This window comes from Pseudomonas citronellolis (assembly GCF_900112375.1).
Lineage (GTDB): Bacteria > Pseudomonadota > Gammaproteobacteria > Pseudomonadales > Pseudomonadaceae > Pseudomonas > Pseudomonas citronellolis.
This window is the reverse complement of sequence record NZ_FOLS01000004.1, coordinates 17802-37643: the sequence shown is the minus strand read 5'-3', so window position 1 is coordinate 37643 and position 19842 is coordinate 17802. Positions and strand designations below refer to the sequence as shown.

The 19842-nt window shown below is 68.5% G+C and carries 19 protein-coding genes; 7 read left to right on the top strand and 12 right to left on the bottom strand.

What is annotated here, in order from left to right; genetic code table 11:
* Positions 1-17: 17 nt before the first annotated feature.
* The 3 genes from BM060_RS05220 to BM060_RS05210 all read left to right on the top strand — a co-directional run bounded on the left by BM060_RS05220 (position 18) and on the right by BM060_RS05210 (position 2934).
* Positions 18-596 carry a lysophospholipid acyltransferase family protein gene (locus BM060_RS05220; protein WP_074977916.1) on the top strand — a complete coding sequence of 193 codons (579 nt, stop codon included), beginning with the start codon at positions 18-20 and terminating at the stop codon, positions 594-596.
* Between the two features lie 85 nt (positions 597-681).
* Positions 682-1023, top strand: coding sequence for a hypothetical protein (locus BM060_RS05215; protein WP_043269552.1), 342 nt, complete (start codon positions 682-684; stop codon positions 1021-1023).
* 45 nt (positions 1024-1068) lie between these two features.
* Positions 1069-2934 (top strand): Na/Pi cotransporter family protein, encoded by a 1866-nt coding sequence (locus BM060_RS05210; protein WP_074977913.1) that lies wholly within the window; start codon positions 1069-1071, stop codon positions 2932-2934.
* Position 2935: 1 nt separating this feature from the next.
* Here BM060_RS05210 and ggt read toward each other — a convergent pair whose 3' ends face one another.
* The 6 genes from ggt to BM060_RS05180 all read right to left on the bottom strand — a co-directional run bounded on the left by ggt (position 2936) and on the right by BM060_RS05180 (position 9471).
* Positions 2936-4639 carry a gamma-glutamyltransferase gene (ggt, locus tag BM060_RS05205; protein WP_074977909.1) on the bottom strand — a complete coding sequence of 568 codons (1704 nt, stop codon included), beginning with the start codon at positions 4637-4639 and terminating at the stop codon, positions 2936-2938.
* A gap of 144 nt (positions 4640-4783) precedes the next feature.
* A complete protein-coding gene (locus BM060_RS05200) occupies positions 4784-5035 on the bottom strand; it encodes a YfhL family 4Fe-4S dicluster ferredoxin (RefSeq protein WP_009615176.1) in 252 nt (83 codons plus the stop codon).
* Between the two features lie 123 nt (positions 5036-5158).
* The gene (coaD, locus tag BM060_RS05195) at positions 5159-5638 is read right to left on the bottom strand and encodes a pantetheine-phosphate adenylyltransferase (protein ID WP_009615178.1); all 480 of its coding nucleotides are present in this window, start codon (positions 5636-5638) and stop codon (positions 5159-5161) included.
* A gap of 185 nt (positions 5639-5823) precedes the next feature.
* On the bottom strand, positions 5824-7419 hold the full coding sequence (locus BM060_RS05190; RefSeq protein ID WP_074977906.1) for a GMC family oxidoreductase: 1596 nt from the start codon (positions 7417-7419) through the stop codon (positions 5824-5826).
* Between the two features lie 42 nt (positions 7420-7461).
* Entirely contained in the window at positions 7462-8007 is a 546-nt protein-coding gene (locus BM060_RS05185; protein WP_074977903.1) for a twin-arginine translocation pathway signal protein, read from the bottom strand.
* A gap of 33 nt (positions 8008-8040) precedes the next feature.
* Positions 8041-9471, bottom strand: a complete 1431-nt coding sequence (locus BM060_RS05180; protein WP_074977901.1) for a coniferyl aldehyde dehydrogenase — start codon at positions 9469-9471, stop codon at positions 8041-8043.
* A gap of 242 nt (positions 9472-9713) precedes the next feature.
* On the opposite strand from BM060_RS05180, the gene BM060_RS05175 reads away from it, so the two are divergent.
* Complete coding sequence (locus BM060_RS05175) at positions 9714-10376, top strand: TetR/AcrR family transcriptional regulator (protein WP_074977899.1); 663 nt, start codon at positions 9714-9716, stop codon at positions 10374-10376.
* Between the two features lie 109 nt (positions 10377-10485).
* Here BM060_RS05175 and BM060_RS05170 read toward each other — a convergent pair whose 3' ends face one another.
* The 6 genes from BM060_RS05170 to BM060_RS05145 form a co-directional block, all read right to left on the bottom strand.
* Positions 10486-10896, bottom strand: a complete 411-nt coding sequence (locus tag BM060_RS05170) for a GNAT family N-acetyltransferase (RefSeq protein WP_074977896.1) — start codon at positions 10894-10896, stop codon at positions 10486-10488.
* 79 nt (positions 10897-10975) lie between these two features.
* The gene (locus BM060_RS05165) at positions 10976-11971 is read right to left on the bottom strand and encodes a hydrolase (protein ID WP_074977893.1); all 996 of its coding nucleotides are present in this window, start codon (positions 11969-11971) and stop codon (positions 10976-10978) included.
* Positions 11972-11982: 11 nt separating this feature from the next.
* Positions 11983-12987 (bottom strand): virulence RhuM family protein/type II toxin-antitoxin system death-on-curing family toxin, encoded by a 1005-nt coding sequence (locus BM060_RS05160; protein ID WP_074977890.1) that lies wholly within the window; start codon positions 12985-12987, stop codon positions 11983-11985.
* Between the two features lie 29 nt (positions 12988-13016).
* The gene (gene rsmD / locus BM060_RS05155; protein ID WP_074977888.1) at positions 13017-13628 is read right to left on the bottom strand and encodes a 16S rRNA (guanine(966)-N(2))-methyltransferase RsmD; all 612 of its coding nucleotides are present in this window, start codon (positions 13626-13628) and stop codon (positions 13017-13019) included.
* Entirely contained in the window at positions 13628-15121 is a 1494-nt protein-coding gene (locus BM060_RS05150) for a M16 family metallopeptidase (protein WP_074977885.1), read from the bottom strand. The genes rsmD and BM060_RS05150 overlap by 1 nt, the downstream gene beginning before the upstream one ends.
* Entirely contained in the window at positions 15118-16485 is a 1368-nt protein-coding gene (locus tag BM060_RS05145) for a M16 family metallopeptidase (RefSeq protein ID WP_074977882.1), read from the bottom strand. The genes BM060_RS05150 and BM060_RS05145 overlap by 4 nt, the downstream gene beginning before the upstream one ends.
* Positions 16486-16635: 150 nt before the next feature.
* Here BM060_RS05145 and ftsY point away from each other — a divergent pair, with 150 nt between their 5' ends.
* The 3 genes from ftsY to ftsX are packed head-to-tail and all read left to right on the top strand — an operon-like array spanning position 16636 to position 19759.
* Positions 16636-18084, top strand: coding sequence for a signal recognition particle-docking protein FtsY (gene ftsY / locus BM060_RS05140; protein ID WP_074977880.1), 1449 nt, complete (start codon positions 16636-16638; stop codon positions 18082-18084).
* Positions 18081-18752 (top strand): cell division ATP-binding protein FtsE, encoded by a 672-nt coding sequence (ftsE, locus tag BM060_RS05135; RefSeq protein ID WP_009615202.1) that lies wholly within the window; start codon positions 18081-18083, stop codon positions 18750-18752. Before ftsY ends, ftsE begins: the two co-directional genes overlap by 4 nt.
* Positions 18752-19759, top strand: coding sequence for a permease-like cell division protein FtsX (gene ftsX / locus BM060_RS05130; protein ID WP_058487700.1), 1008 nt, complete (start codon positions 18752-18754; stop codon positions 19757-19759). Before ftsE ends, ftsX begins: the two co-directional genes overlap by 1 nt.
* Positions 19760-19842: the final 83 nt, after the last annotated feature.

Genomic DNA, 19842 nt, shown 5'->3' with positions numbered 1-19842 from the left:
AACAAGAAGGTCCATCGATGTCCGGCAACTACCTGCCCCGCAATCCTTTCGCCGAATGGCTCGGCCACAGCATGCTCAAGGCCGCCGGCTGGCGCATCGAAGGCGCGCTGCCGCCCCTCGACAAGTTCGTGGTGATAGGCGCGCATCACACCTCCAACTGGGATTTCATGCTGTTCCTGGCGGCCAAGTTCGTGCTGCGCCTGAACGCCCGCTGGTTCGCCAAGCACACCCTGTTCCGCCGGCCGTTCGGCGGCCTGCTGCGGCGCTGGGGCGGCATCCCGATCCAGCGCCACCTCAAGCTGAACACCGTGGAGCAGGCGGTGCAGGCCTTCCGCGACAGCCGCGAGATGATCCTGATCATCTCCCCCGAAGGCACGCGCAAGAAGGTCGAGCGCTGGAAGATGGGCTTCTACCACATTGCCCGCGGCGCCGATGTTCCGGTGGTACTGGCGGCGCTGGACTACGGCAACCGCCGCATCGTCATCGGCGAGCCGTTCCGGCCGAGCGGCGACGAGGCCGCCGACCTGCAGCGGATGCTGGCCTTCTACCGCCCCTTCGTGCCGAGGAAGCCGGAGTACGCCTTCCTCGGCGGTTGATGGCCATCACGCTGACAAGCCCTGTCGCGCTGATATAGTTAATGGCAGTCTGCCTGCCAACCCAGCATAAAAAAGGATTTACGCCATGAACCTGTTCCGCGCCCTGGCCGTCGTTCTGGCCCTGACCTTCGGTCTGTCGGCCGTTACCGCCCAGGCCTCCGACGCGATCAGCAACACCTCCAGCGGGGACCCGATCTACAGCACCGATTCGCCGCCGTTCTACAAGATGCTCGGCGACCTGATCATCGCCCGCCCGCTGCTGCTGGGCGCCACCGTGATCGGCACCGCGGCCTTCATCGTCAGCCTGCCGTTCACCGCCCTGGGCGGCAACGTCAAGGAAGCCGGCCAGGCGCTGGTGGTGGACCCGGGCAAGGCCACCTTCGTGCGCTGCCTGGGCTGCACCGAAAGCGGCTACAAGCAGGACTGATCCTCTGTCGCGCCGGTACGCCGGCGCGCCCTTCCCGAGGGGGCCATGGCCCGTAGCGAACTGAAGAAGCACCTGCGCCCGCTGCTCCTGCTGCTGGCGGCGGGCGGGCTCGGCTACGCCTTCTGGTCCAGCGCCGGGCTGCTGCAGCTGGGCGCGGGCCTGGCGCTGTTCCTGTTCGGCATGCAGTGCCTGGAGGAGGGCCTGCGCGACCTGGCCGGCAGCCAGCTGGAGCTGTGGCTCGAACGCAGCACCTCGACGCCGTCCAAGAGCCTGCTGTTCGGCCTGTGCGGCACCTTCGTGCTGCAGTCCAGCACCCTGGTATCGCTGCTCACCATCGCCTTCATCAGCACCGGGCTGATCCAGCTGGCCAGCGGCATCGCCATCCTCTTCGGCGCCAACCTCGGTGCCACCAGCGGCATCTGGCTGCTGGCCCTGGCCGGGCAGAACCTCAGCCTGAGCCCGCTGGCCCTGCCGCTGCTGGTGTTCGGCGTGCTGGCCAGCTTCAACGGGCCCAAGAGCAAGGCCGCCGGGCGCATCCTCATGGGCATCGCCTTCATCTTCCTCGGCATCGACCAGATCAAGGAAGGTTTCTCCAGCTTCGGCGACGCCATGGACATGACCGGCCTGCAGGCCGAAGGCGTGCTGGGCGCCCTGCTGTTCGTCGGCATCGGCACCCTGGTCACCGTGGTGCTGCAGTCCAGCCACGCCACCCTGATGCTGACCCTCGCCGCGCTGGCCGGCGGCCAGCTGGAGCTGGGCCAGAGCCTGGCCATCGCCATCGGTTCCAACGTTGGCAGCAGCGTGACCACCGCCTTCGTCGGCTCCCTGGGCGGCAACCGCAACGGCCAGCGCCTGGCCCTGGCCCATGTGCTGTTCAATCTGGTCAGCGGGGTGCTCGCCTTCGTCCTGCTGGCGCCGCTGACCTGGCTGGTGCGCTGGCTGACCGCCCAGGTCGGCCTGGGCGACAACCTGCTGATCCAGCTGGCGGCTTTCCACACCCTGTTCAACGGCATGGGCGTGCTGCTGTTCTGGCCGTTGCAGACGCGCCTGGCGCAGTGGCTGATCCGCTGGCTGCCGGACGTCGAGGAGCCTTCGGTGCTGATCACCGACCTGGCCCCGGCGACCGCGGTGCAACTGCCGGAGCGCACCCATGCGCGCTACCTCAGCGAGCGCGCCCTGGACTCGGCGGACGCCGCCGCCAGCGCGGTGACCCAGGAGCTGCAGCACCTCGGGCGCCTGAGCATCGAGGTGATCTGCCACGCGCTCTACCTGCCGGTGGACCTGCTCAACCAGCCGAAGGTGGACGAGGCCGCCCTGCATGCCGGGCCGGAGCGCTTCGCCATGGACGCCCAGGCGCTCTACCAGCAGCACATCAAGGGCGTGTACGGCGACCTGTTGAGCTTCATGGGGCGCCTGGAAACGCCGCTGGACGAGGCGCACCAGCATTTCTGGATGGCCTGCCAGGTGGCGGCGCTGCAACTGGTGGACGCGGTTAAGGACGCCAAGCACCTGCAGAAGAACCTGGGGAGGGCGCTGCAGGGCGAGCCTTCGGTGGCGCGGGAATGCTATCTGGAGCTGCGCCGCCACCTGCTGGGCGCGCTGCGCGAGGTGCGCGCCATCGGCGCCCTCGACCCCCGCCAGCTGCCGGAAGGCGCCTGGGCCGCGCGCCTGGCGCTGTTCGACGAACAGGCCGCGGAGTTCGACGGCGCCTTCCGCAACCGCCTGTTCGCCGCGGTGCGCCGCCACGAGCTGGACGGCGCCCAGACCAGCTCGCTGATGAATGACCTGGGTTACGCCAGCCGTATCGTGCAGAGCCTGCGCAACGTGCTGCAGCTGCGCGTCGAGCAGGGCCTGGACGGCGCCCTGCCCGAGCGCGATGCCGACGGGGCGCCTTCGCTGCTGGTGCCCTGACTCAGTAGTGCACCGTGGTCCCGGCGGCCAGGCCGATGCCGCGCGGGTCGCTGGCGGCATCCACGTTCCCGGTCTTCTTGCGCCACAGCAGCACCTGCTGGTTGCCGTAGGACGGGGCGACTTCCTTGAGGCTGTAGCCACGGCCGTTCAGCTCGGCTTTCTGCGCTTCGGTGAAGGTGCGCGGCTCGTGCTCCAGCACGTCGGGCAGGTACTGGTTGTGGTAGCGCGGCGCGCCCACCCAGCTCTGCACCGAGCGGCCGTCCAGGTACTGCAGCATGGCGAGCAGCACCATGCTGGGGATGCGGCTGCCGCCCGGGGTGCCGAAGGCCGCCAGCTCGTCGGGGCTTTCGATGAAGCTTGGGCTCATGCTCGACAGCGGACGCTTGCCGGGGGCGATGGCGTTGGCCGCGCTGCCGGCCAGGCCGTAGGCGTTGCTGCCCTGGATGTCGGCGGCGAAGTCGTCCATTTCGTCGTTGAGCAGCACGCCGGTGCCGGGCGGGGTGAAGGTGGAGCCGAACGGCAGGTTCACCGAGAGGGTGGCGGCCACCGCGTTGCCCTGTTCGTCGATCACCACGAAGTGCGTGGTGTGGTCGCCTTCGCGCCAGCTCGGCGCCGGCGGCAGGGACGCGCTGGGCGTGGCGCGGCGCGGGTCGATGCCGGCGGCCAGGCGCTTGAGGTAGTCGGGGGCGAGCAGTTGCTGCACCGGGTTGGCGATGCGGTCCGGGTCGCCGAGCATGCTGCGGTCGTGGTAGGCGCGGCGCAGGACCTCGGCCACGTAGTGCACGCGCTGGATGGGCTCGGCTTTCTGCCAGGGCAGCTGGGCCAGCATGCCCAGGCTCTGGGCGATGGCCACGCCGCCGGCCGAGGGTGGCGGCGCGCTGACCAGCTCGCGGCCGTCGCCCAGCGGGTAGCGCAGCGGCTGGCGTTCCACCACCTGGTAGCTGCGCAGGTCTTCCAGGCTCCAGACGCCGCCGGCGGCGCGCACGCCCTGCACCAGTTGCTCCGCCGTTTCGCCTTCATAGAAGCCGCTGCGACCGTAGCGCGCCAGGCGCGACAGGGTGTTGGCCAGGTCCGGCTGGCGCAGCAGGTCCCATTCCTCGGGCAGGTTGCCCTGCTGCAGGAAGATGCGCGAGGTCTCGCGGTCCTTGCGCATGGCTTCCAGGCGGCCGGCGGCGCGGGTGATGTAGATGCGGTCGACGGAAACGCCGTCGGTGGCCAGGCGGATCGCCGGCACCAGGTTGTCGGCCAGCGGCTTGCGGCCGAAGCGGCTGGTGAGTTCCACCAGGGCCGCGGGCAGGCCGGGGATGGCGGCGGCCAGCGGGCCGTTCAGCGACAGTTCCGGCTGCACCTTGCCGTTGCGCACGTACATCTGCGCGCTGGCGGCCAGAGGCGCGCGCTCGCGGGCGTCGATGAAACGGTAGCTGGGCGTCGGCCCGGCCTGGCGCAGCAGGAAGAAGCCGCCACCGCCCAGGCCCGAGCTGTAGGGTTCGGCCACCGCCAGGGCGGCGGCGATGGCCACCGCGGCGTCGAAGGCGTTGCCGCCGCCGGCGAGGGTTTCCAGGCCGGCCACGGTGGCCGCCGGGTGGGCGCTGGCCACGGTGGCCTGGGCGACCGGCTGGCTGGCGGCATGGACGCTGGCGGCGCCGAGCAGCAACAGGCCGCAGGCGAGGGCGAGGGAACGGAAACTGTGGTTCAGCAGGGACATGGCATCTCACGAATCGTCGGGTGGCCCCGGACTGGCATCCGGGAAAAACCACGGGAGCGAATTGGGAGGATAGACAATCCCGCCGCGTTGCGGTTGCCGAATACCCCGCGGGATTTCGGCGATCCGCCTGTCAAGCCCGCGAGGTCAGGCCTTGCCGGTGATCTTGAGGTACTTCTGCATCAGCTCGTCCTTGCTCTCGACATGGGCATCGTCGAGGGGGATGCAGTCCACCGGGCAGACCTGCTGGCACTGCGGCTCGTCGTAGTGGCCGACGCACTCGGTGCACAGGTTGGGGTCGATCACGTAGATCTCCTCGCCCTGGGAGATGGCGCCGTTCGGGCACTCGGGTTCGCAGACGTCGCAGTTGATGCAATCGTCGGTGATTTTCAGGGACATCGAAAAACTCCGGCCTTGGCCCATGGCCAGGCTGTCAGCAACAGGAATGCTGCAATTTTGCCGCATTGGCGTGCGCGTTGCACGCCGGCCGGATCAATTGCCGCCTTCCCTGGCGGCGCCCGGTCAGCGCTTGAAGCGCTCGGCCAGGGCGCTGGACACCGCGGGATGGACGAACTTGGTGATGTCGCCACCCAGGGCGGCGATCTCGCGCACCAGGGTCGAGGAGATGTACGAGTACTTCTCCGACGGGGTGAGGAACATGCTCTCCACGTCCGGGGCGAGCTGGCGGTTCATGTTGGCCAGCTGGAACTCGTACTCGAAGTCCGACACCGCGCGCAGGCCGCGCAGCAGGATATTGGCGTTCTGTTCCTTGACGAAGTGCGCGAGCAGGGTGGAGAAGCCGACGACTTCGACGTTGGGCAGGTGCGAGGTGACCTGGCGCGCCAGCTCGACCCGTTGCTCCAGGGGGAACAGGGGGTTCTTCTTGGGGCTGGCGGCGACGGCGATGATCACCTGGTCGAACAGCCGCGAGGCCCGCTCGACCAGGTCGGCATGGCCTTTGGTGATGGGGTCGAAGGTACCCGGGTACAGCACTCGGTTCATCGCAGCGTCCTGGTGGTTCAAGGGGCAGGCGTGGGCATTGGCGGGGCTGGATGGTAACGCAGCAGCCCGGATGGGCCAAGCGACCTTGGTAGTGCCCGCCGGCGCGGACTACCGGATTTTCCCCGGCGGAAACCGCCGGCCGGCGCGCAAGGCCCGTGGCAGAGCCTTCGCGCCGGGATCGGAGCTCAGGCCTTGGCCAGGCGCTCGGCGAGGCCGCTGGCCAGCTGCGCGGTCAGGCCGTAGACCGACAGCTGCGGGTTGGCGCCGATGCTGGTGGGGAACAGCGAGCCGTCGTGGATCGACAGGTTCTCCAGTTGGTGGTGGCGGCCGAGGCTGTCGCACACCGATTGCTGCGGGTCCTCGCCCATGGCGCAGCCGCCCATCACGTGGGCGCTGCCCAGGCGGGTGCGGTACAGCTCAAGGCTCAGGCCGTCGATCAGCGCGCGCGCCTCGGCCGGGGTCTTCACGTAGCTGGCGTCGGCGTGCAGCGGCAGCACGGCCTTGGCACCGGCGGCGAACTGCACCTCGGCCATGGTGTGGAAGGCGCGGCGGATGCCGTCCCAGGTGTAGTCGGTCATGTGGTAGTCGAGCACCGGGGTGTCGTCGCCGCGCAGGCTCACGCTGCCCACTGCGCTATCCGGGTGGAAGCCGTCGCGCATCAGGGCGAGGATCATGTTGGTGTGCGGCAGCTGTTCCATGCGCAGGGCGTTGTCGATGCCGAAGCGGCCGAGCAGGGTGGCCGCCAGGGCCGGCTGCAGCGGCGGCACTTCCAGCTTGTAGGACATGTGCCCGGCGGTGCCGTCGTCCCACTGGAAGTGGTCGGAGTAGATCGACTGCGGTGCGCCGTAGAAGGGGTTGACCACCTCGTCGAACTGCGCGGCGCTGAAGTTCACCACGTGCAGGAAGGTGCGTTGGCCGACGCGGCCGTTGGGGTCCGGCGCCTTGGAGCGCAGCAGCACCGCCGGGCTGTTGATGCCGCCGCCGGCGAGCACGTAGTGGCGCGCCTTGACGGTGATCTTGCGGCCGGTGGGCGCCACGCAGCGCGCGTCCATGGCCAGGCATTCCAGGCCGCTGACCTTGCCGCCGTCGTGCAACAGGCGGTTGGCGCGGGCCAGGAACAGCAGCTCGCCGCCCTTGTCCAGGCTGGCCGGGATGGTGGTGACCAGCATCGACTGCTTGGCGTTGGTCGGGCAGCCCATGCCGCAGTAGCCGAGGTTCCAGCAGCCGCGCACGTTGCGCGGGATGACCTTCCAGTGGTAGCCGAGCTTCTCGCAGCCGCGGCGGATCACGTCGTTGTTGAAGTTCGGCGGCATGATCCAGGGCGCCACGCCCAGGCGTTCTTCCATCTTCGCGAACCAGGGGGCCATTTCCGCCGGGCCGTGGCCCTTCACCCCGTGTTCCCTGGCCCAGTGCTCCAGGGTGGCGTCGGGGGTTCGGAAGCTGGAGGTCCAGTTGACCAGGGTGGTGCCGCCCACGGCGCGGCCCTGGAGGATGGTGATGGCGCCATCCTTGCTCATCCGCCCGATGCCTTCCTGGTACAGGCTGGAGTAGGCCTCCGGCTCCTGCATCTTGAAGTCGGAGCTGGTCTTGAGAGGGCCTTCCTCCACCAGCAGCACCTTGTAGCCGGCGCCGCTGAGGATTTCCGCGGTGGTGCCGCCACCGGCGCCGGAGCCGATGACGACCACGTCGGCTTCCAGGGTCAGGTCGTTGTCCAGGCGCGAGCCATCGTGGACTTTCCAGCCGCGGGCCAGGCCCTCGGCGAACAGATCGGGTACGGGCATCAGGGGTACTCTCGGGAATTCTTGTTATGGGAGTGGCGGGGCTCAGACCTTCGGCGGCCCGGGGTAGCCGCAGTGCGCCCAGGATTCCGGGCGCCCGTACCAGGCCATCATCACCAGCTGCAGCAGCGAGCTGTGGCCCATCTTCAGCAGGCCGATGGAGCTGTTCTGCCAGCGTTCCAGGAAATGCTTCACGTCGTCCGCGCTGGCCTTCTCCCAGCTGCCCCAGATGCCGGTGAGCGGGCCGCGGGTGACCGGCAGGGCCAGCACGTCGAACAACTGCACGGTGAGCTTGAGCATTTCCGGCGAGAGGTGGTCGAGGGTGTGGTCGAGGCCGGCGAGGCTGGCCTGCACCGCCTCGGCCATGCGCTCGGCCGGCACGGCGCCGGCCAGCATCACCGGGATCAGGGCGCGCAGGAAGGGCAGGTCGGACTCGCGGATGACCTTCATGCCGTTGGCCGGGGTGCTGGCCGAGCAGCCGCTGAGGGTGGCGGTGACGCCGGCGGTGGCCAGGAAGGCGCCGCCGAGCAGGCCGATCTTGAGCACGCCGCGCCGGGAAAGTCCCGGCGCGCTCAGGGAGGTGTCTGTCATTGTTGTTGTTTCACCTGGGTGGAATACGCGGTTTCAGCGGACGAACAGCTTATAGACCAGTTTCTGCAGCGCCTTGCCGTAGGGCGGGTAGATCACCCGGGCGGCGTTGAAGCGCGGCTTGCTGAACACCGCCTTGGCCTTGCTGAAGGTGAGGAAGCCTTCGTGGCCGTGGTAGTGGCCCATGCCGGAGGGGCCGACGCCGCCGAAGGGCATGTCGTCCTGGGCGACGTGCAGCAGGGTGTCGTTCAAGCACACGCCGCCGGAGTGGGTCTGCGCCAGCACGTGCTCCTGCTCGCGCTTGTCGTAGCCGAAGTAGTACAGCGCCAGCGGCCGCGGCCGGTCGTTGATGTAGGCCAGGGCCTCGTCCAGGCGCTGGTAGGGGACGACCGGCAGCAGCGGGCCGAAGATCTCGTCCTGCATCACCTTCATGTCGTCGTCGACGTTCAGCAGCAGCGCCTGGGGCAGGCGCCGCCCGCTGGCTTCCGGCAGCAGGCGGATGACCTGCGCGCCCTTGGCCTCGGCATCGCTCAGGTAACCGTTGAGGCGGGCCAGCTGGCGTTCGTTGACGATGGCGGTGTAGTCCGGGTTGTTCTCCACGCTGGGGAAGAAGCCCTGCACCACGTCGCGGTAGGCGCTGACGAACTCCTCGACGCGCTGCTGCGGCACCAGCACGTAGTCCGGCGCCACGCAGGTCTGCCCGGCGTTGAGCGACTTGCCGAAGGCGATGCGCTCGGCGGCGTCCTTCATCGGCACGTTCTCGGAGATCAGCGCCGGCGACTTGCCACCCAGTTCCAGGGTGACCGGGGTGAGGTTCTCCGCCGCGGCGCGCATCACGTGCTTGCCGACGCTGGTGGCGCCAGTGAACAGCAGGTGGTCGAAGGGCAGCTTGGAGAAGGCCACGCCGACGTCCACCTCGCCCTGGACCACGGCCACCAGGTCTTCGGGGAAGACCTTGGCCAGCAGTTCCTTGAGCACCTGGGCGGTGGCCGGGGTGGATTCGCTCATCTTGATCATCACCCGGTTGCCGGCGGCCAGCGCGGCGGTCAGCGGGCCGATGGCAAGGAACAGCGGGTAGTTCCACGGCACTATCACCCCGGCCACGCCCAGCGGCTGGTACACCACCTTCGCCGAGGCCGGCATGAACTGCATGCTGACGCTGCGCCGCGAGGGCTTCATCCAGCGCGCCACGCGTTTGCGCGCGTAGTGCACGCCGTGCAGGCTGGGCATGATCTCGGCGAGCAGGGTCTCGTCGGCGGAGCGGTTGCTGAAGTCGCGGGAAATGGCTTCGATGATCGGCTGCTGCTCGCGCACCAGCAGGTCGGCCAGGCTCTTGAGCCATTGCTGGCGCTGGCCGGCGCTGGGCTGTGGGTTGGCGCGGTAGGCCTGGCGCTGGCGCTCGAACAGGCTCTGAAGCTGGTTGATGTCCTGCTGCGTCTGCTGCAGGTAGGCGATGTCGGCGACCATGGCGGGCTCCTCGGCGGACCGGCTGGGGGGAAGCGCTCCGGGTGGGGGCGCTTCGCGTTGTGCTTGTCGCTGGATTTTTAGAGCAATTACTCTAAAGTGTCAAATAGCATGCCGCGTCAGCGCCGCGCGGCCCACCCAACGAAAAGCTGGGCGGCCGCCCGGAGTGTTACGCCGGCTGCATCGCACGTAGCAATCCGTGTACCTTTGCCCCTTGCCGTAGAAGAGTGATTCCGAGTCCGCGCATGGCCCCACGCATCAAGACCCGCGACCGCATCGTCCAGGAGAGCCTGGCGCTGTTCAACGCCCAGGGCGAGCGCAGCGTCACCACCAACCACATCGCCGCGCACCTGGGCATGTCCCCGGGCAACCTGTACTACCACTTCCGCAACAAGCAGGCGATCATCGCCGAGCTGTTCGCCGAGTACGAGGCGCGCGTCGATGACTTCCTGCGCCTGCCCGAAGGCCGCGGGCTGACCATCGAGGACAAGACCTTCTACCTGGAGGCGCTGCTGGCGGCCATGTGGCGCTACCGCTTCCTGCACCGCGACCTGGAGCACCTGCTGGAAAGCGACGCGGAGCTGGCCGCGGCCTACCGCGCCTTCGCCCGCCGCGCGCTGGTGAACGCCAAGGCCATCTACCGCGGCTTCGTCGAGGCCGGGATATTGCGGATGGACGAAATCCAGCTGGAAGCCCTGACCCTCAACGCCTGGATCATCCTCACCTCCTGGGTGCGCTTCCTCTGCACCACCCAGGAGGTCACCGGCGACCTCAGCGAGGAACTGCTGCGGCGCGGCATCTACCAGGTGCTGGCGCTGGAGAGCGGGCACATCGCCGAGGATTCGCAGGCGGCGGTGGAGCGGATTGCCGAAAGGCTGTATGTGCCGTTGACGGAAAGTTCTTCGTAGGGCGTGTGAGTTATCCACAGGGGTGATCACGGATGGCGTCCAACGTTCGGCTTTTCGTAGGAGCGAGCAAGCTCGCTCCTACGAAAAGCCGAATCGGCCTCCGCCGGTATCAATCTTTGCGCGGCCCCGGCACCAGCGGCTGGCGCAGTTCCAGGCCATGCCGGAGGAAGAACCCCTCCACCCCATCGGTGGCGTCTGTATACAGACGCGCGCCGGGATGGTCGGCGATTAGGCGCTGCATCAGCGAAGTGCCGATGCCGCGGCCCTGGTGGCCAGGCAGCACGGCCAGCTCCGCCAACCAGGTGGTCTGGGCGTTCTCCGGCTCGGCGCGGAGCAGGCCGACCACCTGCTCGCCCTCGCTGGCCAGCAGCACGTAGCCGGAAGATTCGCAGAGATCGCGCAATTCGTCCGCGTCGTTCGGGTGGCCCCAGCCGACGGTGCGGTAGAGCGCCGCTATGCCAACGCACTGGGCGTCGTTCAGTGAGGTGACGCGGTGGATCCGGATGGTCGCTTCGCTCATGGCTTCCCCTCCTTGCCCTTTGGCGCTTCCAGCCTGGACCATCGCTGGCCGGCCGATGCTGATCCCGGTCAAGCCGGCTTCAGCCGGCGCTGCCGTGCAGGGCCAGCAGCCAGTCGGGTATGCGCCTTTCCAGATAGTAGTCCGGCCGCCCCGGCGTGCCGCCGATGAAGCCCACATGGCCGCCGTGCTCGTGCAGCTCCAGTTCGGTGCTGGCCGAGAGCTCGTCCGCCGGCGGGATGCTGCCGGCGTCGATGAAGGGATCGTCGCTGGAATGGATGATCAGCGTCGGGGTGCGGATGCCGCCCAGGTAGAAGCGGCTGGAGGCGCGCTTGTAGTAGTCGTGGGCGTCGGCGAAGCCGTGCAGCGGCGCAGTGACGCGGCCGTCGAAGTCCCAGAAGGTGCACATGCCGTCCAGCGGTCCCAGGCGTTCCAGCGCCGCCAGGTGCTCTTGGGCGCCGCGCTGGGCGAAGCTCTGCTGCTTGTTGCGCATGTAGGCCACCAGTTCGCGCATGAAGTGCGCCTGGTAGATGCGCGAGAAGCCGATGCCGATGCGGTCGGCGCAGCGGTCCAGGCGGAACGGCACCGACACCGCTGCGGCGCCGCGCAAGGGGCAGTCCTGGCCCTGCTCGCCGAGGTACTTGAGCAGCACGTTGCCGCCCAGCGAATAGCCCACCGCGTACAGCGGCGCCAGCGGGCGCATGCGCCGCAGGTGCTCGACGACCGCCGCGAGGTCCTCGCTGATGCCCGAGTGGTAGCCGCGCGGCAGCAGGTTGGGCTCGCCCGAGCAGCCGCGCCAGTTCAGCGCCACGCTGGTCCAGCCGCGGGCCTGCACGGCGAACTGCAGGCCTCGGATGTAGTGCGAGTCGGAAGATCCGGTCAGCCCATGGATGGCCAGCACCAGCGGCGTGCGCGCGCTGTGCGGGCCGTGCCAGTCGAGGTCGAGGAAATCGCCGTCCTCCAGCCACAGCCGCTCGCGCTCGCGCTGCAACACCGGCGCCTTGCGCAGCAGCGAGCCGTAGAGCGTCTGCAGATGCGGGCCGGGGAGCCACCTGGCGGGTTGGAAGGGCGGAGTCATGCGGGCACGGCTCAGTTGCGGATGAGGTTCATGATCAGGTGGATCATCAGTTCTTTCTGTCGTGGATCACTTTGCGCCACCAGCAGGGCTATGGCGGCCAGGGCGTTGTCGTTGATCTTCAGTTCGCCGTCGTGCTTGAGGTGATGCTGGTTGCGCTGCAGGAACCAGATGAACAGGAAGGCGCCAATACGCTTGTTGCCGTCGGTGAACGGATGGTTCTTGATGATGAAGTAAAGCAGGTGCGCAGCCTGCTCCTCGATGCTGGGGTAGAGGAATTGTCCGGCGAAGGACTGCGTGACGTTGCCGAGAATGCCGAGGAAGCTGTCGTCCTTGGGGCGGCCGAACAACTCGCTTGCCTCGCCCTTGGCCAGCAGGTCGGTCTTCAGGGCCGTGATCGCGGCGTGGGCATCGGCGGGTTCGATGGCGTAGCGGATGCTTTCATCGAAGCCTTCCGCGGGCAGGCGCTCGCTGTCGAACTGGTTGAGCAGCACGAAGGTGCGCGCATAGCCGGCGATGACACTCACCAGGCCCCGCGCCTCGGGCAGGCTGGCCTGGTCGATGAGGTTCTGCTGGAACAGCGTCAGCGTCCGCTCCAGTTCGCGAATGCGGGCTTGCTGGGTTTGAAGGCGGCGTTCGTTGAGTGCGTAACCCTGAACCAGGTAGTCCTTGAGTACCTGGCTCGCCCAGATGCGGAAGCGTGTGCCTTGCCGGGAGTTGACGCGGTAGCCGACGGAGATGATGGCGTCGAGGTGGTAATGCTTGAGCCGGCGCTGCACCTTTCGCCGGCCTTCCTCGCGAACTACTAAGAAATCCTTAGTAGTTGTCTCTTCCTGCAACTCGCCTTCCCGGTAGATGTTCCTCAGGTGCATCAGCACGTTTTCCGGCGTCGTGGCGAACAGCTCTGCCATCTGCCTCTGAGTCAGCCAGGCGCTTTCGCCTTCCAGACGAACTTCGGTGGTCTGGCCGCCGTCATCCGCCTGATAAATGGCGATGGGGCTCTGCGTCGGTTCGTCCATTGGCTGCTCCTTGCGCCAGGTGGTTTGGCTTATTGGCTGCTGCGCCGCCACAGCGCGTAATGCACATTCCCCGCCTGCTTCTCCCGGTGCAGCCGCCAGTTGGCCGGCAGGCCGAGGCTGGAGGGGGCGCTTTCGCTCTCGGTGTAGATCCAGGCGTCGGCCGCCAGCCAGCCGTTTTCCTCCAGCAGGCGGCAGCTGTTCTGCAGCAGGTCCTGGTGGAAGGGCGGATCGAGGAATACCAGGTCCACCGGCGCCGGGGCCGGCTTGGCCAGGTAGGCGAGGGCGTCCTGCAGCTGCACTTCGCCGTTCTCGCACTTGAGCGTGGCCAGGTGGCCGCGCAGGGCGGCCACGGCTTCGCGGTTCAGGTCCAGGGCCAGGCCGCTGCTGGCGCCGCGGGACAGGGCTTCGAGGAACAGCGCGCCGCTGCCGGCGAAGGGGTCGAGTACGCGGGCGCCGGGGACGTAGGCGGCCAGCCAGTTGAACAGCGTCTCGCGCACCCGGTCGGGGGTCGGGCGCAGGCCCGGGCCGTCGGGGAAGGCGAAGCGGCGGCTGCGCCACTCCCCGCCGATGATGCGCAGCTGGCCCTGGCCGCCGTGCTGGCGGGCGTTGGCGGAGGCGGGGGCCTTGGGTCTTCTGTTCATCAGTGCTCCGGAACGCCGAGGGGCTGTTCGGCCGGTTTGTCGGTGGGAGGCGGCAGCGGTTTCTGCGGCACCGTGGGGCCGGCGGTGACGATGACGAAGGCGTCCGGGTCGACGTGGCGTTGCATGGCCGCCTTGACCTTGTCCACGTCCAGCGCCTGGACCTGGGCCAGGAAGGTCTCCAGGTAGTCCGAGGGCAGGCCGTAGAAGCCGATGGCGCCGAGCTGGCCGACGATGTCGGCGTTGCTCGCGGTGGACAGCGGGAAGCTGCCGGCCAGTTCGCGCTTGGCGTCGTCCAGTTCCTTCTGCGTCGGGCCGTTCTTCACGTAGTCGCGGACGATGTCCTGGACCAGCTTGAGGGTGCCTTCGCTGAGTTCGGCGCGGGTCTGCAGGCCGATGGTGAAAGGCCCGCGCGCCTGCATGCCGGTGAAGCCGGAGGACACGCCGTAGGTCAGCCCGCGCTTCTCGCGCACCTGGTCCATCAGGCGGGTACCGAAGCCGCCGCCGCCGAGGATCTGGTTGCCCAGATACAGTGCCGGGTAGTCCGGGTCGTTGCGGGTGATGCCCAGCTGGGCCAGCAGCAGGTGGGTCTGCTTGGAGGGGAACTCGATGTGGCTGGGGCCCGGCTTGGGCACGGCCGGCTGGGCCACCGGCGGCAGCGCCGCACCCTTGGGCAGCGAAGCGGAGACCTTGGCGGCGATGGCCTCGGCCTCGGCGCGGCTGAGGTCGCCGACCAGCGCGATCACCGTGTTGCCGGCGGCGTAGCCCTTCTGGTGGAAGGCGCGCAGCTGGGCGACGCCGATCTTCGGCACCGACTGCTCGTTGCCGTCGCTGGAGTGGGCGTAGGGGTGGTCGCCGTAGAGGCGCCTGAACAGTTCCAGGCCGGCCTGTTTGCCGGGGTTCTGCTTCTGGTACTCGAAGCCGGCCAGCACCTGGTTCTTGATGCGCGCCAGGGCTTCCTCGGGGAAGGTCGGCTGGCCGACCACCTGGTCGAACAGGGCGACGGCGGCCTCGCGCTTGTCCTTCTCGCTCAGGCTGCGCAGGCCGGCCACCGCCATGTCGCGGTAGGAGCCGTTCATGAAGTCGGCGCCCAGGTCCTCGAAGCCGGCGGCGATGGCGCTGGTGTCCTTGCCCGGCACGCCTTCGTTGAGCATGGCGTTGGTCAGCATGGCCAGGCCCGGGGCGTCGCCGTCCTGGCTGCTGCCGGCGGCGAAGGTCAGGCGCAGGTCGAACATCGGTAGCTCATGGGCCTCGACGAAGAGCACGCGGGCGCCTTCGGCGGTGGTCCAGCGCTGGATGTCCAACTGGCGGTGGCCGGGCTTCTTGCCGGCGGCCTCGGCCAGCGACTGCAGGCCGCTGGGCGCTGCGGCGGCCGGCGCCTGCGGGGCGGGGTTGCTGCCGCCGGCGGGGCGGCTGACGCAGAACGCCAGGCCGGCGATCAGCAGGAGGACGACCAGGCCGAGCAGGCCGTAGCGCAGGCCATTTCGTTCACTCATTTGCTCGGCTCCTTGTCGGTATCGGCTTGCGGCAGCACCTGGGCGAGGGTCAGGCGCGAACGGACGAAATAGGTGCGGGCGGCTTTCTGGATGTCTTCGGCCGTGACCTGGCGGATGGCTTCCAGGTCCTGGTCGGCGAGGCGCCAGGACAGGCCGACGCTCTCCAGTTGGCCGATGCTGCTGGCCTGGGCGGCGATGGAGTCGCGCTCGAAGACCAGCCCGGCGATCAGCTGGGCGCGCACGCGCTCCAGTTCTTCCTGGCTGGGCGGGGTGGTCTTGAGTTCGTCGAGCTGCTGCCAGAGGGCCTTCTCCACCTGCTCCAGGGTCTTGCCCTTCTGCACGTTGGGGGTGGCGCTCAGGGTGAACAGGGTGTCGCCGCGGGCGAAGGCGTCGTAGGAGGCGGAGGCGCCGGCCACCAGCTCCTGGCCGCGCTCCAGGCGCGAGGACAGGCGGGCGCTGTAGCCGCCGTCGAGCAGCGCGGAGATCAGCCGCAGGGCATGCGCCTCGCGGGGGTTCTCGCTGCTGCCCAGGCTGGGCACGTTGAAGCCCATGATCAGGCTGGGCAACTGGGTGCGCACCTCGAGGGTCAGGCGGCGCTCGCCCGGGTCGGGCACTTCCAGCGGCTTGCGCGCCGGCGGCTGTTCGCGCCGCGGGATGTCGCCGAACCAGCGCTGGGCCAGGGTCTTGACCTCCTCGGGCTGGACGTCGCCGACCACCACCAGGGTGGCGTTGTTCGGCGCGTACCAGGCCTTGTACCAGGCGCGCAGGTCGTCGATGGTCATGCGCTGCAGGTCGGCCATCCAGCCGATGGTCGGCGAGTGGTAGCCGCTGGACAGGTAGGCCGCGGCCTTGAAGCGCTCGTAGGCGAGGGCGTAGGGCTTGTCCTCGGTGCGCAGGCGGCGTTCTTCCTTGATCACCTCGATCTCGCTCTTGAACTGGTCGGCCGGCAGCGTCAGGTGCGCCATGCGGTCGGCCTCCAGTTCGAAGGCCACCGGCAGGCGGTCCTTGGCCAGCACCTGGTAGTAGGCGGTGTAGTCGTCGGTGGTGAAGGCGTTCTCCTCGGCGCCGAGGTCGCGCAGTACGCGCGAGGCCTCGCCCGGGCCCATCTTGCTGCTGCCCTTGAACATCATGTGCTCCAGGGCGTGGGACAGGCCGGTGAGGCCGGGCGTCTCGTAGCTGGAGCCGATCTTGTACCAGAGCTGGGAGACCACCACCGGGGCGCGGTGGTCTTCGCGAACTACCAGCTTGAGCCCGTTGTCCAGTACGTATTCGTGGGTCGGCTGGGGTTCGGCGGCGAGGGCGAACAGCGGCAGGCAGAGGACGCCCCAGAGCAGGCCGAGCGTGCGGCGTGGAGGGTTTTTCATGGTCGAACGGATCCTTGCTGATGGCCCGTTGGGTGGCGGGGATGACTGTCGGGCAGCCGCCTAACCCCGGCAGGCGAGGAGATGCTAGGATACCCATCCGTTTTCCGGGCGGCCACGTCCCGTGCCGCTCCCTTGAGATGCAAGCCATTCATGTTTGGTTCCAACGACGACAAGAAGGCCCCGCAGGGCGGGGAGAAGAAAGGCCTGTTCAGCTGGTTCCGCAAGAAACCCCAGGCCGAAGAAACCGTAGCGCCAGCCTCCGAAGCCGAGGCGGCCCCTGCGCAGGCGGCGCAAGCCCCGGCAGCGCAGCCTGAGCAACCCGCAGCGGTCCCGGCGGCCGAAGCGCCCCGGCCGGTGCCCGTCGACGAGCTGCGCACGCCGCTGCCCGTGGCCCCCGTCGAACCGCCGGCGCCGGCCCCGCAGGCCGAAAGCCTGCCGGCTGAGCCGCTGGAGCCGGTCCGCCCGGTCGAACCGCAAATTCCCGCCGAGCCGCAGCCCCCTGTCGAGGCAGTCGCGCCCGTTGCCCTCGCCGCGCCCGTGGTCGAGCCTGTCCCGGCTCCGGCTCCGGCTCCGGCTCCGGCTCCGGCTCCGGTCGCTGAGCAGCCGCTGGTCACCGAGCCCGCGCCCGCCGCAATCGAGAAGCCCGCCGTTCCATCCGAAGCGGCCAAGCTCGGTTTCTTCGCCCGCCTCAAGCAGGGCCTGTCGAAGACCAGCGCCAGCCTCGGCGAGGGCATGGCCAGCCTGTTCCTGGGCAAGAAGGCCATCGATGACGACCTGCTCGACGAGATCGAGACGCGCCTGCTGACCGCCGACGTCGGCGTCGAGGCCACCACCGCCATCGTGCAGAACCTGACCAGGCGCGTGGCGCGCAAGGAACTGGCCGACAGCGAGGCGCTGTACAAGGCCCTGCAGGAAGAATTGGCCGGCCTGCTGCGCCCGGTGGAACAGCCGTTGGCCATCGCGGCCGGCAAGCAGCCCTACGTGATCCTCGTGGTCGGGGTGAACGGCGTGGGCAAGACCACCACCATCGGCAAGCTGGCGAAGAAGCTGCAGCAGGACGGCAAGAAAGTCATGCTGGCCGCCGGCGACACCTTCCGCGCCGCCGCCGTGGAACAACTACAGGTCTGGGGCGAGCGCAACAACATCGCGGTGATCGCCCAGCACACCGGCGCCGACTCGGCCTCGGTGATCTTCGACGCGGTGCAGGCTGCCAAGGCCCGTGGCGTCGACGTGCTGATCGCCGACACCGCCGGGCGCCTGCACACCAAGGACAACCTGATGGAAGAGCTGAAGAAGGTGCGCCGGGTCATCGGCAAGCTGGACGACACGGCTCCCCACGAGGTCCTGCTGGTGCTCGACGCCGGCACCGGGCAGAACGCCATCAACCAGGCCAAGCAGTTCAACAACGCCGTGGAACTCACCGGCCTGGCCCTGACCAAACTGGACGGCACCGCCAAGGGCGGGGTGATCTTCGCCCTGGCCAAGCAGTTCGGCCTGCCGATCCGCTACATCGGTGTCGGCGAAGGGATCGACGATCTGCGCACCTTCGAGGCCGACGCTTTCGTCCGTGCATTGTTCGAGACCCGGGAGACCGCATGATCCGCTTCGAGCAGGTCGGCAAACGCTATCCCAACGGCCACGTCGGCCTGCATGACGCCTCGTTCCGCATCCACCGCGGCGAGATTCTCTTCGTCACCGGCCACTCCGGCGCCGGCAAGAGCACCCTGCTGCGGCTGATCCTGGCGATGGAGCGGCCGACCTCCGGCAAGCTGCTGCTCGGCGGCCAGGACCTGGCGCGCATCACCACCGCGCAGATTCCCTTCCTGCGCCGGCAGATCGGCGTGGTGTTCCAGAACCACCAACTGCTCAACGACCGCACGGTGTTCGACAACGTCGCCCTGCCGCTGCAGATCCTCGGCCTGCCCAAGGCGGAGATCGCCCAGCGGGTGGAAGCGGCGCTCGACCGCGTGAGCCTCAAGGAAAAGGCCGAGGACCTGCCGTCCGACCTCTCCACCGGCCAGCAGCAGCGCGTCGGCATCGCCCGCGCGGTGGTGCATCGCCCGGCCCTGCTGCTCGCCGACGAACCCACCGGCAACCTCGACCCGCGCCTGGCCTCGGAGATCATGGGCGTGTTCGAAGACATCAACCGCCTCGGCACCACCGTGCTGATCGCCAGCCACGACCTGGCGCTGATCGCGCGCATGCGCCATCGGATGATCACCCTGCAGCGCGGGCGGATCATCGCGGACCGCGAGGAGGAGGCCTGATGAGCGATCAGCAACTGCCGCACGCTCCGGAAGAGGGCACGCAGCCGAAGAAGAGCCGCGAGCGCGTGGAGAAGGAATCCACCGACTGGGGCCAGCTGTTCAGTGCCTACGGCGAAAGCCATCGTGCGAGCCTGGTGGACAGCCTCAAGCGGATGTTCGGCCACCCCTTCGGCAGCTTCTTCACCTGCCTGGTGATGGGCATCACCCTGAGCCTGCCCATGGGCCTGTCGCTGCTGCTGGGCAACGTCGAGCGCCTGGGCGGCTCCTGGCAGCGCGCGGCGCAGATTTCCCTGTACCTGGACCTGAAGACCAGCGAGAGCCAGGGCCAGGACCTGCGCGAACAGATCGAGCGCATGCCCGACGTGATCGAGGCGCAGCTGATCAGCCGCGAGGACGCGCTCAAGGAGCTGCAGGAACAGTCCGGCCTGGGCGAGGCGCTCAAGGAGCTGCCGGAGAACCCGCTGCCGGCGGTGATCTCGGTGACGCCCAAGCAGGTCGACCGCAACCAGCTCGATGCCTTGCGTCAACGCCTGGCCGAGCTGCCCGGGGTACAACAGGCGCAGCTGGACCTGGTGTGGGTCGAGCGGCTGTCGGCGATCCTCAAGCTGGGCGACCGCTTCGTCTTCGGCCTGACCGTGGTGCTGGTGCTGACCCTGCTGTTGGTGATCGGCAATACCATTCGTCTGCACATCGAAAACCGCCGTAACGAAATCGAAGTGATCAAGCTGGTCGGCGGGACCGACGGCTACGTGCGTCGGCCCTTCCTTTATATGGGCGCGCTCTACGGCCTGGGCGCCGGCATCCTGTCCTGGGCCCTGCTGGAGTTCGGGCTGAACTGGCTGAACGCCTCGGTGGTCAACCTGGCCGGCCTCTACGGCAGCGATTTCACCCTGGCCGGCGTGCCCTTGAACGACGGCCTGTCGCTGACCATAGGCGCGGTGCTGCTGGGCTGGATCGGCGCCTGGCTGGCCGTGGCGCGGCACCTGCGGGAGCTGGCGCCGCGCTGACAAACGACTGATTTACCCGGTTTTCTTCAAGGCTGTAAAGGAACTTTTACACCCGCTTGCAGTCAGATCGCTCAGTGCTACAC

What these genes read in the sequence shown, in the direction of transcription:
- BM060_RS05220 (WP_074977916.1), top strand. Translation starts at nt 18, where the DNA reads ATGTCCGGCAACTACCTGCCCCGCAATCCTTTCGCCGAATGGCTCGGC.
- BM060_RS05215 (WP_043269552.1), top strand. Translation starts at nt 682, where the DNA reads ATGAACCTGTTCCGCGCCCTGGCCGTCGTTCTGGCCCTGACCTTCGGT.
- BM060_RS05210 (WP_074977913.1), top strand. Translation starts at nt 1,069, where the DNA reads ATGGCCCGTAGCGAACTGAAGAAGCACCTGCGCCCGCTGCTCCTGCTG.
- ggt (WP_074977909.1), bottom strand. Translation starts at nt 4,639, where the DNA reads ATGTCCCTGCTGAACCACAGTTTCCGTTCCCTCGCCCTCGCCTGCGGC.
- BM060_RS05200 (WP_009615176.1), bottom strand. Translation starts at nt 5,035, where the DNA reads ATGTCCCTGAAAATCACCGACGATTGCATCAACTGCGACGTCTGCGAA.
- coaD (WP_009615178.1), bottom strand. Translation starts at nt 5,638, where the DNA reads ATGAACCGAGTGCTGTACCCGGGTACCTTCGACCCCATCACCAAAGGC.
- BM060_RS05190 (WP_074977906.1), bottom strand. Translation starts at nt 7,419, where the DNA reads ATGCCCGTACCCGATCTGTTCGCCGAGGGCCTGGCCCGCGGCTGGAAA.
- BM060_RS05185 (WP_074977903.1), bottom strand. Translation starts at nt 8,007, where the DNA reads ATGACAGACACCTCCCTGAGCGCGCCGGGACTTTCCCGGCGCGGCGTG.
- BM060_RS05180 (WP_074977901.1), bottom strand. Translation starts at nt 9,471, where the DNA reads ATGGTCGCCGACATCGCCTACCTGCAGCAGACGCAGCAGGACATCAAC.
- BM060_RS05175 (WP_074977899.1), top strand. Translation starts at nt 9,714, where the DNA reads ATGGCCCCACGCATCAAGACCCGCGACCGCATCGTCCAGGAGAGCCTG.
- BM060_RS05170 (WP_074977896.1), bottom strand. Translation starts at nt 10,896, where the DNA reads ATGAGCGAAGCGACCATCCGGATCCACCGCGTCACCTCACTGAACGAC.
- BM060_RS05165 (WP_074977893.1), bottom strand. Translation starts at nt 11,971, where the DNA reads ATGACTCCGCCCTTCCAACCCGCCAGGTGGCTCCCCGGCCCGCATCTG.
- BM060_RS05160 (WP_074977890.1), bottom strand. Translation starts at nt 12,987, where the DNA reads ATGGACGAACCGACGCAGAGCCCCATCGCCATTTATCAGGCGGATGAC.
- rsmD (WP_074977888.1), bottom strand. Translation starts at nt 13,628, where the DNA reads ATGAACAGAAGACCCAAGGCCCCCGCCTCCGCCAACGCCCGCCAGCAC.
- BM060_RS05150 (WP_074977885.1), bottom strand. Translation starts at nt 15,121, where the DNA reads ATGAGTGAACGAAATGGCCTGCGCTACGGCCTGCTCGGCCTGGTCGTC.
- BM060_RS05145 (WP_074977882.1), bottom strand. Translation starts at nt 16,485, where the DNA reads ATGAAAAACCCTCCACGCCGCACGCTCGGCCTGCTCTGGGGCGTCCTC.
- ftsY (WP_074977880.1), top strand. Translation starts at nt 16,636, where the DNA reads ATGTTTGGTTCCAACGACGACAAGAAGGCCCCGCAGGGCGGGGAGAAG.
- ftsE (WP_009615202.1), top strand. Translation starts at nt 18,081, where the DNA reads ATGATCCGCTTCGAGCAGGTCGGCAAACGCTATCCCAACGGCCACGTC.
- ftsX (WP_058487700.1), top strand. Translation starts at nt 18,752, where the DNA reads ATGAGCGATCAGCAACTGCCGCACGCTCCGGAAGAGGGCACGCAGCCG.